This is a genomic window from Candidatus Neomarinimicrobiota bacterium, from assembly GCA_041862535.1.
Lineage (GTDB): Bacteria > Fidelibacterota > Marinisomatia > SCGC-AAA003-L08 > TS1B11.
This window is the reverse complement of sequence record JBGVTM010000351.1, coordinates 1-14,341: the sequence shown is the minus strand read 5'-3', so window position 1 is coordinate 14,341 and position 14,341 is coordinate 1. Positions and strand designations below refer to the sequence as shown.

The window sequence follows — 14,341 nt, the reverse complement described above, 5'->3', positions numbered from 1 at the left end:
GATGTCCTTGGATGACCTGCGCGGTGGGGGGAGATCAGTCTTATTTGAGCTTGACGGCGGTGCCGTATACGAGGATCTCGGCCGCTCCGCCCATGACGGTGGCGCTGGTGAACCGGATCCCAACTATACCGTCGGCACCCAATGCTTCTGCGCTTGCGATCATCCGGTCCAGGGCTTGTTCACGGGCTTCGGCCATCATCTTGGTATACTCAGTCACCTCACCCCCCACTACATTTCGCAAAGCAGCCAGGATGTCCTTGCCAATATGACGGGCCCGGATCGTGTTTCCTCGCACCAGTCCACAGGTCTGCGCGATTTCGTGGTCATCAAAATGATCTTGAGTGCTCAGCAACATATGGACCTCACTGCTGGACGTTTTTTGAATAATAGTCATCTTCCTTGCTGGTCAGGCGCTCCTTCAGGACTTTGGCGAAGAGAAGGCCGAATCCGGCCAGGATTACCAGGCCGATGATGCCGTAAGGGAGGACGACAATGAGCCCTGCCACCATTGCGATGATCCAGAGAAGGGCCACACTGCCGATGAGAATATAGCCGAGTTTTTCCATAACGACCTCACACTAAGGTGAAAGATTGCCAAAATTTACTGCCGGTCGTCCCAGCAAGTGGTGGGGATTTTGGCGCAGATTGACTATTGATGAATGCATAAGAGACAGAAATAGAAGTAGCCCCGGGTCCGCTAATCGTTGCTGGCCAGGAGCTCCCTGATGTGCTGTACCACTTCAATGACGGTGATGAAGGACGCCATGGGTTCCATATCAGTGGGCATGAGCGGGGACTTTTTCCAGCCCAGTAGCAATAGGGGCTTATCGTTTTTCAGGGCGAGAGCAATCTCCGACATAGTACCCGCTCCACCCGGGAGGACCACCACTACATCACTGGAGAGGATGTTGAGAATATTACGGCCATCGCCCAAACCGGTCCGGATGGGGATGGTGAGATGGGGGGAGGCTTGACTCAGGTCGCGGTCGGGTAGGATGCCTACTACTAATCCTCCGGCTCGGGCGGCCCCTTTGGAAACAGCTGCCATGACGCCGGTGTTCCGTCCGCCACTCAAAACGATCCAACCTTCCCTCGCCAGAGCTTCTCCTAGCTCATAGGCCAGATCGGCGATTTCATGTGACACTTCACTACCGCCCATAACACCGATGATGGGAGACCGGTTCATTTTCGGAAGCTGTCCAACATTTTTCCTATGATGATCACGTCCAGGTAGCAGCCCAATTTGAAACCGGCTTCCGGCATGACACCTACCGTTCTGAAGCCGGCCAGCTGTGCTACTGAAAGGTGATAATTCTCATCGTGATGACCAAACCATTTGCACCGGTACTTTATGGTGCGGGGGGCAGGTTTGTCTCCAGGTATAGGGGTGTTTCCCTCTTTAATCTGGTCGCCAGGCAGGCTCAACTTGGTAAAGACTCGATAGGAGTAAGACGCTTTGATCGACTAAAATTTTTCATCCATCCTATACAATGGTCATCACAATTGCACTCACTACGGGCATAACGAAATTGTCTTCCTGCAGGGGTGCGATCTCGACAGCCGTTGCACTAAGGGCGCCCAGCAGCCCTACTGGCAAGGCTACCAGATTAAGGGAGTAGTAGAAGATGGCGAGTGTGACGCAGGTTACCAAACAAGCAGTGGTTCCACCCCAGGTTTTGTTTAGAAATCCCTTCCCTCCGATTGTGCGTCCAATGCACCAGGCCAACAGGTCACCAAAAACCACGAACAGGAGGGCAAGCGAAGCGATATTAGTCGGGAAGAACCATAACACAAGCACAGCGGCAAATAAGAATACGACCATGGATGAGATACGGGATTCTTCCGCTTTCTTGTAAGGTAGCGGAAAGCGCTTGTACTTTGTTCGAAAACGTATGATTTCGAAGACAACGAAAGAGGAGAATACAGCCAGCAAAACGCCTAGCACATACTGCTTATAGAAGAATGCCCCCAGAGGAAATACGATCGCGATGGGACGCAGCCATTTTCTCCATAGTAATTTCCGTTCCTCCTCAGGCATTTCTTGTATGGTGTTTTTTAATAGCTTGGCAAGTCGATGCCCGATTATCAACAGGCACACGATGGAGATTATAACGCTGTGTATGTTGATCCCGTAAAATAGGATGGTGGCATTCAGTAAGAGTGGCACGAAGATAAACACGAGGATGAGAGCTTGTTTCGGCTTTGTGGTTAAGAAAAACGCTAAGGCTATTAAAACGAGGATTGGCAACACTACAAAGGCATAGCGCCCATTATCAATAAGCATCATCGCTATCGAATAGAATCCGATTCCGACGGTGGTGGCCAATCCTTCTCCGCCCCGAAATCGCAGGTAGAAAGGTGCTCGATGGCCGATAAGGGCTGCGAAACCGGCCAGATAACTTATCGGCAATGAATTGCCCATCGAGCCGGCCAGCAGGATCGCAAGAGGTCCCTTTCCAAGGTCATATAAGGCGACAAAAACCGCAGCTGTATAACCCATGGTATCAGCGACATTCGAAACACCGGGATTGCCAGAACCCTTTTGCCTGATGTCAAAGCCCCATGCTTTGGCAAGGAAGTAGGCCGGTAGAATACTGCCGAGGAGATACCCCAGCACTATAGATACACTACCGCTAAAAATTGGATCCATTACTCCTGCCTCCTACTACTTGATTGGTTTATATCGTCAGTATCGCACGGTTTCATCTCGGTCATAAGGGGAGAGAGTACACAGCCAAGAGTGGTGAGACCGGGTATTAGATGCTCCTCCTCCCTCTTTATAGTAGGTTATTACAATTTAAAGCTGATCACCTGGTAAGGCATATTGTCCTGTTGCTTTTCAGCCATGTTTAACTAACTTTGGCTCCGAAAATGCGCTCTGCTAAGATCATTGGGTGTGACGAAGATGGGTAAGTCCACCTCTTTTAAAACCTCCGCTGGGAGGTTTTCTTTCGCCTGTGAGTAATTGCCGGTGAAAAAGGTTAAGGCCACGCTCATGGACGCCGCGGCTATGAGCCGGACCCTCGCCCGCCTGGCCCATGAGATCATGGAGCGGCACCATAATCTCGAGACCCTCGCGCTAGTGGGAATACAGCGCCGGGGCGAATTTCTCGCTCGACGCTTGGCCAAACTGGTTCATCAACACCGGAACGCCGAAGTGAAATTTGGCACTGTGGACGTGACATTCCACCGGGACGATTTCCGAACCCGACTGCCATCTCCCCGCTTAGGTCCGACCCAGATCGACTTTGGGGTAAACGACCTCCACATTATACTTGTGGACGACGTTCTCTATACAGGCCGGACCGTCCGCGCCGCCATGAACAGTCTCATGGATTTTGGCCGCCCCGCTTCCATTGAACTGGCGGTACTGGTGGATCGGGGCCATCGGGAACTGCCCATTCAGGCTGACTATGTGGGCCAGAGCTACTCTACATCGGTGAATGAGCATATCCACGTCCACGTGGCGGAAGTCGACGGCAAGGATGAGGTTCTCCTCATGGAATACAGCCAGTGAGTGAACCGACCGTTACCCTGCAGCACCTTCTGGGTCTGGAAGGGGTTTCAAAGCAGGATATTCAAATCCTCCTCGATACCGGGTTCCGTTTCCGGGAGGTACTCGATCGCCCCATTAAAAAGGTCCCCACCCTTACCGGGATTAACGTGGTGAATCTCTTCTTCGAGAGTTCCACCCGCACTCGCATCTCCTTTGAGTTGGCGGAAAAGCGCCTCAGTGCTGACGTGACCAATTTCACTGCCAGTTCCTCCAGCCTGAACAAGGGCGAGGGGCTAAAGGACACCATCCAGAACATCCATGCGATGAAAATGGATGCAGTGGTCATGCGCCATCCGGCACCAGGATCAACCAAGCAGCTGAGTCAGTTTGTCGACGCTGTGGTTATCAATGCTGGCGACGGCACCCACGAACATCCCACGCAGGGTTTGCTGGACATGATGTCCCTGCAGGAGAAATTCGGTCGTTTGGAGGGTCTGAAGGTGGGGATCATAGGTGATATCGCTCATAGCCGGGTGGCTCTCTCGAATATCTTTGGCCTGAATACCGTAGGTGCCGATGTTATGGTTTGCGGTCCCGGCCACCTGATTCCACCCCATATCAGCGAGCTAGGGGTAATTGTCAATGGTGATGTGGATGAAGTGTTGTCGTGGGCCGATGCCGTGAATGTCCTCAGGATCCAGCGAGAGCGCATGGGAGAGGGGATTATCCCATCGGTACGTGAATACCGTAGCCGATTTGGCATCACCACTGAGCGTCTGGCCAGACACAAACGAGAGATTGTCATCCTGCATCCCGGGCCCATGAACCGGGGAGTTGAAATCGACAGCGATGTAGCTGATGGTGACCAAGCTATCATTCTGGACCAGGTACTCAATGGCGTGGCAATTCGCATGAGCGTCCTCTATCACCTCCTGGCACCACATCAGCCTCTGGAAGAGACCTGATGGGTACAATAGCAACGCTACCGGGTGAAATGATCATAAAAGGTGGAATCCTGTATGATCCCACCACCAGGGAGTCCCGCCGACAGGATGTAGCTATCAGGAACGGCAGGCTGGTGGAAACCGCTGAAATCAGTTCCAGCAAGGCTCAGGCACTGGATGCCAGTGGTTGCCTGATCACCCACGGTTTTATTGATGTCCACGCGCATTTTCGTGAACCCGGGCGGGAAGATAAGGAAACCCTGGCTACTGGCTCCCGAGCAGCACTAGCCGGTGGTTTTACCAGGGTGTGTGTCATGCCCAATACTGATCCTCCCATCGATGATCCCGAAGGTATTCACTTTGTTCTCGAGCGTTCGGAGGGCTTGCCGGTGACCATTTATCCGATCGGTACCGTTACCAAGGGCCAAGATGGGAATGAGCTGGCCGAGCTCCTGGAGATGAGGGCAGCCGGGGCGCTGGCCTTTTCGGACGACGGTCTGCCGATCCAGAATGGGGAGGTCCTCCGGCGTGCACTCAGGTATGTCCGGGAGTTGGGGGTGCCGATCATTAATCATGCCGAGGATGTTTACCTGCGGGCCGAAGGCATCATGAATGAGAGTGCCCTTTCAACGCGCCTGGGCCTGCCGGGCAACCCTGTGCAGGCCGAAGCCGCCATGGTGTACCGCGATTGCCTTCTGGCTGAAGATGTAGGCGGCCGACTCCATATACCGCACATCAGTTCGACTCTGGCTGTGGAGCTGGTGCGGCGGTTCAAAGAGCGGGGCGGGGCCATTACCGCTGAGGCTACCCCTCACCATCTGGGATTAACCGAAGAGGCGGTGCGCGATTTCAACACCCATGCCAAAGTAGCCCCTCCGCTCCGCACTGAAGACGATCGCCAGGCGGTGGTGGCCGGGTTGATCGACGGCACTCTCGACTGCATCGCTACCGATCACGCCCCCCATACTATTGAGGAGAAGGAACAGGATATTTACCAGGCGCCGTTTGGCATGATCGGCCTGGAGTCAGCCTTCGGCATGGCCCATTCAACCCTACGCAAAGCAGGGCTAACCACCGAGCAAGTAATTGACCTGTTCACTACTGGTCCGGCCCGGGTTATGGGACTGGGATTAACACCGCTGGTGCCGGGTCAGAAAGCGGAGCTGGTGATTCTGCATCCTGATGAGAAGTGGACCTTCACGCGGGAAGATATCCATTCCCGATCACGAAACACCCCGATGCTGGGAATGACCTTCACCGGACGAGTCCGGGGAACCATAGGTCGGAATATGTGGTTTAAGGCACCTGAAAACTCTTGACCTGAATTTAAATATATCAATAATTTAATAAGCTTTTACATTTTGAATTTATGAGAACTTTTTCTCTAAAATCTGAAGACATAAAGAAAAACTGGTATCTGGTGGATGCTGAGGGACAGGTGCTGGGGCGCCTGGCAACCCGGGTCGCAGCGATTCTGCGGGGCAAGCATAAGCCCGTATTTTCGCCCCATCTGGATATGGGCGATTGTGTGATTGTCACCAACGCCAGGAAAGTTATTACCACTGGCGATAAAGAGACCCAGAAGGTCTACTGGCATCATAGCGGCTTTCCAGGTGGGCAAAAAGCCAAAAACTTGGCCGCCGTACGCCTGAGACATCCTGAACGCATCATTGAGCATGCCGTTAAAGGGATGTTGCCCCACAATCGATTAGGGCGCAAGATGCTCAAGCACCTGAAGGTTTACGCTGGCCCCGATCATCCCCACCAGGCACAACAACCGCAACCGCTGGATATATAGGCGAATTATGGCGAAGGTCCTGGCGCGGACTGTAGGAAGACGCAAGTCTGCGGTTGCCCGGGTGCAGCTGGAAAGCGGGAAGGGCAACATCACGATTAACAAGCGTGAGCTTGACGAGTACTTCCCGAGAATAGCTCACCGGCAGCTGCTCATGGAACCCCTGGAGACTGTGGGAGTAGCCGGCCAGTATAACATCCTGGTCAATGTGCGGGGAGGTGGCCCATCAGGCCAGGCTGGTGCGGTTCGCCTCGCCATCGCCCGGGCTCTGGAGAGGATCGATGAGGACTTTCGTCTCACCTTGAGGCAGGGCGGCTTTCTGACCCGGGATGCCAGGGAAGTGGAGCGCAAGAAGTACGGTCAGCCCGGCGCTCGAAAGCGATTCCAATTCTCGAAACGTTAACCTCATCAGATTAAGGATTCTATGCCCTCCTCTTCGCTGGTAACAGTCGAAAACCTGATCAGTACCGGTGCCCATTTCGGACATCTTACCCGCCGGTGGCATCCCAACTATAAGCCGTATGTGTATATGGAGAAGAATGGCATCCATATCATCGATATACAGCAAACCATCCAATGTATCCATCGCGCCACCGAGGCCGTGGCCAAAATTGTCCAGGATGGGGGCACGCTGCTGTTTGTGGGTACCAAGAAGCAGGCCAGGGATGTTCTGCAGAGCGAGGCTGACCGCTGCGGCATGTACTATGTGGTGGAGCGCTGGCTGGGTGGTACCCTCACCAACTTTGCCACCATAAAGCGCAGCATCAAGCGGCTCCAGCAATTGGAAAAAGATGCCGATACGCTCTACCAGACCTTAACGAAAAAAGAAATCCTGCACCTGGAGCGCGAGCGAATTCGCCTGGCTGACCAACACCGAGGGATCAAGGATATGAAGCAGCTACCTGATGCTATGTATGTGGTAGATGCTCAATATGAGGAAACCGCGATCAAGGAAGCCCGTCGGCTTGAAATTCCTATCATTGCGATCGTAGACACCAATAGCGATCCAACCTTGGTTGATTACCCAATCCCCGCCAATGATGACTCCCTCCGCACAATTCAATTAATCACAAGCGCTATCGCTGATGCCATTATTGCTGCCCGCGGTGGTCAATCCTTCGAAGCTGCAGAAGAAACAGAGACAGAACCCGAGGCTGTTGCTGCCGAATCTGCTGCTGGGGAGGAAGAGGAGGTGAAGGAAGAGAAAGCGGACCTGGATAAGGAGAAGGCATGATAACGGCCAGCCTGGTGAAGGAGCTTCGTCGGAAAACGGGCGCCGGCATAATGGATTGCAAGCGGGCTCTGGAAGAAACCAATGGGGATCTTGAAAAGGCCGTTGATTATCTACGGACAGTAGGGATTGCCAAAGCTGAGCAGAAAGCAAGCCGCGACACCAGTGAGGGTGTTGTGGCCTCTTATATACACCCTGGTTCAAAGTTGGGTGTTCTCCTGGAGGTGAATTGCGAGACCGATTTCGTGGCTAAAACAGAAGACTTTCAGCAGTTTGTCAAGGATGTGTCGATGCATATCGCCGCCACAGCGCCCATGGTTGTCCGACGGGAGGACATGCCCCCGGAGGTGGTTGACCATGAAAAGAACATCTATCTCGAGCAGGCCCGTCAATCCGGTAAGCCTGAACATATCTTGGAGAAAATTGTAAAAGGACGACTGGACAAGTTCCTGGCTGAAAACGTGCTTCTGGAACAAGCCTTCGTCAAAGACCCTCAGAAGACTATCGGGGGTTATCTGAAAGAGACCGTCGCCAGTCTGGGCGAGAACATTGCCATCGCCCGCTTCACCCGATTCCAATTGGGGGAGACCGAGCCCAGTAACAGCGGTGCCTGAACCGCCCCTGCCCTTTCATGGCTAGATCACCACATAGCCGCGTTCTCCTGAAAATGAGCGGTGAAATCCTTGCTGGTAAGCAGGGCTGGGGTATCGACCCCACTAAAGTCAACGATCTTGCCCGCCAAGTTAAATCTGTCGTTGATGAGGGAATCCAGGTGGGCATCGTCATCGGCGGAGGTAATTTCTTCCGCGGTCTGGCGGTAGAAGCGAAGGGTCTGGACAGGGTGTCCGGTGATTACCTCGGCATGCTGGGCACAGTCATGAACTCGGTTGCATTTCAGAATGCCTTGGAAAAGATTGGGCTGGATACCCGGATCCTCTCAGCGATTTCCATTACACAATTGGCTGAACCCTATATCCGTAGGTACGCCATACGACATCTGGAAAAGAATCGGGTGGTTATCTGTGCCGGCGGCACGGGCAATCCCTACTTTTCCACTGACACCGCAGCGGTCCTCCGGGGCATCGAAATTGGTGCCAGCGTAATTATGAAGGGTACCAAAGTAGATGGGGTCTACGATGTCGATCCTGCTACCAATCCCCAGGCGAAGAAGTTTGACCGTCTTACGTACGAGGAGGTATTAGCGAAAAAATTACGTGTTATGGACCTCACGGCTGTTACCTTATGCATGGAAAACCAACTCCCCATTGTGGTGTTTAATATTCAGCAGGACGGCAATATGCTGAAAGTCGCTACCGGTGCTCCTGTCGGAACTATCGTAATGGGGGAAGCGTCATGATCAATGAATTGCACGCCAATGCAAGAGACCGCATGGACCAGGCCATTGAGCATGTGCACCAGGAATTAGCTACCCTGCGAACCGGACGTGCTAATCCCAGGATGGTGGATCATGTGCGGGTTGAATATTACGGCAGCCACCAGCCCCTGAGGAATATGGCCAATATCTCGGCACCCGAGCCCAGGTTGTTGGTGATCGAACCGTACGACAAAACTCAGGTCAACAATATTGTGAAGGCTATTCAACTGGCTGACCTGGGACTTAATCCCGCCACAGACGGCAATGTCATCCGATTACCGATACCCGAACTCACCGAGGAACGCCGCAAGGAGTTGGTAAAGGTCGCCCACCAGGTGGTAGAAGAAGGCAAAGTATCAGTGCGCAATGTGCGCCGCGATGCCAATAATGAACTCAAGCAGCTGGCGAAAAGCCATAATATCTCCGAGGACAACCTGCATCGCGCCATGGACAATTTCCAGGAGCTCACCGATGAGCATATCAAAATCCTGGATGAACTGCTGGCTGTGAAAGAAACAGAGATTATGAGCGATTGATTTTCGGCCAACAGGACTTATATAAGTCAAAAAAGCGGGTTAATTAACCCGCTTTTTTTTACGCCTTATCGGAGCTCGCCGGCGAGAGTTAGCACTTCGAGTAACCGCAACTGTGACAGGTTGCGCAGCCACTCTCGTGGATGACGGTGCTGCCGCAGTCGGGGCAGGTGGTCAGGATTTTATAGGCAATTTCTTCGTAAGGCCCTTCCTCCTCCGGCGGATGGTTTGTGTCATGCCCGGATGCCTGGGGAAGTGTGGCGCCATTGTCAACGATTTCCCACTTTTGCCTAGGTCGCTGGTCGAGATAGTCATCCAGGGCTTGGCCGATAGCATCGGGCGTGGAAAGGATGAGGCGGCCGTTTTCCCAGGTGGGACTCGGCCCGCTGATGCCCTTGAGTTGCTTCACAATCTCTCGCGCGTCTACTCCTGACCGCAGGGCTAAGGAAATGAGCCGACTGATGGCCTCTGCTTGGGTAGCGGCAACTCCTCCGGCCTTGCCGATGGTGGTGAAGACTTCACACAAACCGCGCTCGTCTTCGTTGATGGTGATGTACAGATTTCCCTCGCCTGTCCGTACACGCCGTGTTACCCCCTTAGTGATCTCAGGACGCGACCGAGGGTGCAGCTGGGGCCGGTCAGGCTCTTCCGTACCTTCAGGAGTGAACACCGCGCCCGTGCTGGATGAAGTCGCCTCGGTAGTTGCTTGGCAGTCGGATGCCCCGACTGCTACATGGCCTTGCGTGGTTCTATCCCTTTCTTCTTGGGCCCGTTTGTCAGAGATTAAAATTCCTTCGCGGGAGCCCTCCCGATAAACAGTGATGCCTTTTAGTCCCTCATGATAGGCCGTCATATAAATATCCGCCACCGTCCCGACATCGATGTCCTCCGCGAGGTTGACGGTTGAGGAAATCGAACTGTCTACATATTTCTGGATGACTCCCTGCATCTTAACCCGGAAATAAGGATCGATTTGATGGGCAGTTACTGCATACTCAGGGAGATCCTGATCGGTGCCGAAAAGGTTTTTGATGATGGGGTGGTAGACCATGTATTCCCGGAAAGTTTCCCCGTAGCTCTCATTCTGCTTGACGCGCCGTTTATAGGAAGTGGCGAAGATAGGCTCGATGCCGGACGTTACCTGTGCTACAATGGCACCAGAGCCAGTAGGGGCCACTGTTAGAATGGTGACATTACGGATGCCATTTTGCCTGATCCTTTTACGGATCCTCTCTGGCAGGTTCTGTACGAACTTACTCTTGCTGTAGCCTTTCCAGTTGAAGTTGGGAAAGGACCCCTTTTCCACGGCCAGGCTGATAGAGGTTTCGTAGGCAGTCTCCTGCATATTCCGCATGATATGGTCTACCGTTGCCAGGGCCTCTTCACTGTCATACTTAATGCCCATTCGCAAAAGCATGTCGCCAAGGCCGAGAATCCCCAACCCGACGCGGCGATCCTCTAAGGCATTCTTCTTCTGGATGGGGAGAGCGTGGCGGCCGATATTATAATCAATAACGTTATCCAGGAAACGAGTGGCTACCTTTATTGTTTCCTTAAACTCGGCCTCCATGAACTGCCCGTCTTCCCCCACGAATCGCTCCAGGTTGATGCTCCCCAGGTTGCAGCATCCGCCGTCGGGCAAGGGCTGCTCAGCGCAGGGATTGGTGGATACCAGAGGACTACAGTACTCCCCATTGTGGTAGTCTCTCATGGTATCCCAGAAGATGAGGCCGGGCTCGGCGCTGGCGTGAGCGGCAGCAATAATCTTATGCCACAGATCCCGGGCCGGCACCGTACGGTACACCTTGTCTGCCCACCGAAGATCAAAATCCGCACCCTCCTCCACCGCACGCATGAACTCGTGCGTGAGCAGAACGGAGATATTGGAGTATTTCACTTTGTTCAGATCGCGTTTGATAGTGACAAACCTCTCAATATCGGGATGGTCGACCCGGAGGGTTTGCATATTGGCTCCCCGACGACCGTGCTGGGCGATTGTATTGGTGTTGGTGCTGAATAGGTCCATGAAACCTATGGGGCCGCACGATTCCCCCCCCGTGCCGTTGATGGGAGACCCGGATGGTCGCAGAAGGGACAGATCGTGACCGCAGCCACCACCGTACTTATAGGTCAGCGCTTCGTCAATGACAGCTTGATAAATCGCCTGAATGGAGTCTTCCGTAATGGCCACCACATAGCAGTTGTTCAGGGTGGTTTTAATATCCTCTCGTCCGGCGCCATGCATGATCCGGCCGCCGGGTACAAAGCGAAAGTCTTCCAGAATAGGCAAAAACCGCTGCTCCCACTCCTTTCTTAATTCTTCTGTCTGTTCTACACTGGCGATGGCTCTAGCCTGGCGTACCCATAGGTCCCAGGGATCCTTTTCCTGCGGTGCCAGGTATTTGTTACGGAGAACGTCTTTGGCAATCTCGTCATCCTGATAGTAGGCGTCCAGGGTGTACTTCGGGGGGCATTCCTCTTCGAGGGTCTTGGGCGGCAGGGAGGCCCGGGCCATAGAAGCCAGAGAATCTTCCAGTTCACTTGGAATACTCTTGGTCTTCTCATCAGCCTTCTGCTCGGGATCGGAGGTACTGAACAACTCCATTGCTTTGGCCATTCGACAATATTCTCCTTTTAAGCGTTCTCGCTCCTTGTGCGGTCCCGGTCGAAAACGGATAATTGGCAAGTATTAAGGCTATGGTGGGCCGAAAAAGCCAGGTTCAATGTAGAATGCCTGTAGCTGGGGTGCAAGTAAAAATGTGATTTAAAACACAATATATTGATGGAAAACCAATCTTTATGACTATATCTGGATGTATTTGGCGGAACCACTCTTGCGGGAAGATTCTCCAAGTTCCTTGATTTGTGAGTAGCTGGCGGGTAAATTGATTTTGTATTGGCGGGTGTAGTTCAATGGTAGAACACCAGCTTCCCAAGCTGGATACGAGGGTTCGATTCCCTTCACCCGCTCAACCGCCGAGGCCTGCTGGGGGCATCTCTGAGATGCAGTCAACGTGTTTAAACAATAGGACTAACAACGGGAAGAGCAAACTAACTATGATTAGTCTGAAGCCGTTTCAATCACAATCTGCGTATTATAGCCTTTGTTCTCTCTTGGTCCTGGCGATGCTGGGAACCTCCCTCAGCGCCCAAATCCAGAGTGTTATTGGCGAGGGGTTGGGGATGACCCATGACGCGGCTCTCTCCGCGGCCAAACGGGATGCCGTAGAGAAGGGAGTCGGCGTGGTGGTGGCCAGCGAAACCCTGGTCAAGAATTTCCAGGTGGCTGAGGATCGGATTCTGAGCAAAGCCAATGGCTTTGTCAAAACCTTTGAGGAGACTTCCTCCAGTCAGGGGCCCGATGGCCTGTGGACAGTGACCATTCGTGCCGAAGTCACCGATATCCTCGATGAGGTGGTGAAGGACCAGCTGGCCCTGGACCTCCTATTGTCATGGGTGAGACACCCCCGGTTCATGATTTTAATTGCAGAGCAGAACATCGATGATCCCACCTCCATTGTTGCCGAGACGGAAATCGGGCGGCTCATGAGTGAGAGGGGCTTTGATGTGGTCAGTCCCAGCCAGACTGAAGCTCTGAAGCAGCGGAACGTGAACCTGGCCTCCGTGCAACAAGACCCGACCCGGGCGGCAGGCATGGCAGCTGAGTTCGGCGCCGAGTACATCATTCTGGGAAATGCCAGCTCCAAGGCTGTTACCCATCCCATGCTGGGTACCCGCCTGTCAGGGCAGGCCAATATCAGCGCTCAGGTTATCCGAGCTGACAACGCCCAGATCCTGGCCCAGGAAACCTTTCATGGCAAAAGCACCCATATTGATGCTAACACTGCCGGCGTAAATGCGCTGAAAGTCGCTGCTGAAAATCTCAGTACGTATCTCATGGCCGAGACAGTCAGGCGCTGGAGCCTGGAACAATCCAATGCCCGCCTCCTTACGCTCCGGATTTCCGGTGTCACCTACCAATCAAGCCGGCAGATTATCGAAGTATTGAAGAGCGAGATCGAGGGAATTCAATCAGTTGATCAGCGGAGCTTCTCAGCCGGGATCGTAACCCTGGCAGTTCAATATACCGGGAGCAACGAGGATTTGGGCTATCAGCTGGATGGAAGAGACTTCGGCAACTACGCCCTTTTCATCGTCGGTGAGAGCCCGACCGGCCTTGACCTCACCGTCCAGGCAAAGTGAGTCGCTTCACTAACCATACTCGCCGGTACTGGATGTACCGTCCGTGCCGGTGGTTGGCTCCATATCGGCAAGGCCTAATTCCCTGATTTGAGGCCGAATTGGCAATAGGCTTGCAGATGATGCCATCCATACCTATCTTTTCTCCAGACTTTGTACCTACCGTGTAGTACGTTAACCTTCCACCAAAGGAGTTTGCATTATGCGTAGCATATTAATCCTTCCTTTATCCATCATAGTGCTCTATGGTCTTACCGGGTGCGCACCTAAGGCCGTTTCGCAATCCGATCTTGATACGCCTGAATACCACTACCGACTCGGTGTCCGCAGTTTGGACGATGGCGACTACCAGACGGCCTTAACCGCTTTTCAGAGGTCTGTAGATCTGGACCGGAAATTTGCCCGGGGCTGGAGTGGTCTGGGCCTGACAAAAGCGTACCTGAAGAATTTCAAGGAGGGGAGGGATGCTGTCGACAAGGGTATTGATCTGGCTCGCAAGGATGAGGTGGTGTGGATTTTCCGGGGTCGATTCTGGACGATCAACAGGGACGTGAAGGATTGGCTGGAAAGAGCCGAAAAAGACTTCACCCGTGCACTCAGCCTTGACCCGGGGAATGAGTCTGCTGAGTACTATCTTGGTGAGGCCTATTTCTACGGGCTGAGATTTTCGCAGGCGCAGGCTCAGTTTGCGAAGGTTGTGGAACTGAAAGGGTCTTTGGCGGGCAAGGCGGATGAGAAGTGGGAGTTGTCCCAGAAGATTGTGCGGG

The 14,341-nt window shown here is 53.4% G+C and carries 16 protein-coding genes and 1 tRNA gene; 12 read left to right on the top strand and 5 right to left on the bottom strand.

Features of this window, described 5'->3' with window-relative positions; all coding sequences use genetic code 11:
- Positions 1-40: 40 nt before the first annotated feature.
- From ACETWG_12650 to ACETWG_12635, 4 genes are all read right to left on the bottom strand, one after another.
- The gene (locus ACETWG_12650) at positions 41-355 is read right to left on the bottom strand and encodes a YbjQ family protein (protein ID MFB0517437.1); all 315 of its coding nucleotides are present in this window, start codon (positions 353-355) and stop codon (positions 41-43) included.
- A gap of 7 nt (positions 356-362) precedes the next feature.
- Positions 363-566 carry a hypothetical protein gene (locus ACETWG_12645; GenBank protein MFB0517436.1) on the bottom strand — a complete coding sequence of 68 codons (204 nt, stop codon included), beginning with the start codon at positions 564-566 and terminating at the stop codon, positions 363-365.
- A gap of 131 nt (positions 567-697) precedes the next feature.
- Positions 698-1,186, bottom strand: a complete 489-nt coding sequence (locus tag ACETWG_12640; protein ID MFB0517435.1) for a TIGR00725 family protein — start codon at positions 1,184-1,186, stop codon at positions 698-700.
- Positions 1,187-1,483: 297 nt separating this feature from the next.
- Positions 1,484-2,650 carry a glycerol-3-phosphate acyltransferase gene (locus tag ACETWG_12635; GenBank protein ID MFB0517434.1) on the bottom strand — a complete coding sequence of 389 codons (1,167 nt, stop codon included), beginning with the start codon at positions 2,648-2,650 and terminating at the stop codon, positions 1,484-1,486.
- 321 nt (positions 2,651-2,971) lie between these two features.
- On the opposite strand from ACETWG_12635, the gene pyrR reads away from it, so the two are divergent.
- From pyrR to frr, 9 genes are read left to right on the top strand one after another with little or no spacing between them, the layout of a single operon-like run.
- Entirely contained in the window at positions 2,972-3,517 is a 546-nt protein-coding gene (pyrR, locus tag ACETWG_12630; protein ID MFB0517433.1) for a bifunctional pyr operon transcriptional regulator/uracil phosphoribosyltransferase PyrR, read from the top strand.
- Positions 3,514-4,461: an aspartate carbamoyltransferase catalytic subunit gene (locus tag ACETWG_12625; GenBank protein MFB0517432.1), complete on the top strand. Its 948-nt coding sequence runs from the start codon at positions 3,514-3,516 to the stop codon at positions 4,459-4,461. Before pyrR ends, ACETWG_12625 begins: the two co-directional genes overlap by 4 nt.
- Complete coding sequence (locus tag ACETWG_12620) at positions 4,461-5,759, top strand: dihydroorotase (GenBank protein MFB0517431.1); 1,299 nt, start codon at positions 4,461-4,463, stop codon at positions 5,757-5,759. The genes ACETWG_12625 and ACETWG_12620 overlap by 1 nt, the downstream gene beginning before the upstream one ends.
- 50 nt (positions 5,760-5,809) lie before the next feature.
- The gene (gene rplM, locus ACETWG_12615) at positions 5,810-6,238 is read left to right on the top strand and encodes a 50S ribosomal protein L13 (protein MFB0517430.1); all 429 of its coding nucleotides are present in this window, start codon (positions 5,810-5,812) and stop codon (positions 6,236-6,238) included.
- Between the two features lie 7 nt (positions 6,239-6,245).
- Positions 6,246-6,638, top strand: a complete 393-nt coding sequence (gene rpsI / locus ACETWG_12610; GenBank protein ID MFB0517429.1) for a 30S ribosomal protein S9 — start codon at positions 6,246-6,248, stop codon at positions 6,636-6,638.
- A gap of 21 nt (positions 6,639-6,659) precedes the next feature.
- Positions 6,660-7,469: a 30S ribosomal protein S2 gene (gene rpsB / locus ACETWG_12605; protein MFB0517428.1), complete on the top strand. Its 810-nt coding sequence runs from the start codon at positions 6,660-6,662 to the stop codon at positions 7,467-7,469.
- Positions 7,466-8,080 (top strand): translation elongation factor Ts, encoded by a 615-nt coding sequence (gene tsf, locus ACETWG_12600; protein MFB0517427.1) that lies wholly within the window; start codon positions 7,466-7,468, stop codon positions 8,078-8,080. The genes rpsB and tsf overlap by 4 nt, the downstream gene beginning before the upstream one ends.
- 17 nt (positions 8,081-8,097) lie before the next feature.
- Positions 8,098-8,823, top strand: a complete 726-nt coding sequence (gene pyrH, locus ACETWG_12595; protein ID MFB0517426.1) for a UMP kinase — start codon at positions 8,098-8,100, stop codon at positions 8,821-8,823.
- Positions 8,820-9,377, top strand: coding sequence for a ribosome recycling factor (gene frr, locus ACETWG_12590; protein MFB0517425.1), 558 nt, complete (start codon positions 8,820-8,822; stop codon positions 9,375-9,377). The genes pyrH and frr overlap by 4 nt, the downstream gene beginning before the upstream one ends.
- 88 nt (positions 9,378-9,465) lie before the next feature.
- Here frr and ACETWG_12585 read toward each other — a convergent pair whose 3' ends face one another.
- Positions 9,466-11,991 carry an adenosylcobalamin-dependent ribonucleoside-diphosphate reductase gene (locus ACETWG_12585; protein ID MFB0517424.1) on the bottom strand — a complete coding sequence of 842 codons (2,526 nt, stop codon included), beginning with the start codon at positions 11,989-11,991 and terminating at the stop codon, positions 9,466-9,468.
- A gap of 282 nt (positions 11,992-12,273) precedes the next feature.
- On the opposite strand from ACETWG_12585, the gene ACETWG_12580 reads away from it, so the two are divergent.
- The 3 genes from ACETWG_12580 to ACETWG_12570 form a co-directional block, all read left to right on the top strand.
- Positions 12,274-12,344 (top strand) — tRNA-Gly (locus ACETWG_12580).
- Positions 12,345-12,557: 213 nt separating this feature from the next.
- Positions 12,558-13,577 carry a hypothetical protein gene (locus ACETWG_12575; GenBank protein MFB0517423.1) on the top strand — a complete coding sequence of 340 codons (1,020 nt, stop codon included), beginning with the start codon at positions 12,558-12,560 and terminating at the stop codon, positions 13,575-13,577.
- Between the two features lie 199 nt (positions 13,578-13,776).
- A partial coding sequence (locus tag ACETWG_12570) for a tetratricopeptide repeat protein (protein ID MFB0517422.1) occupies positions 13,777-14,341 on the top strand: 565 nt, incomplete at its 3' end.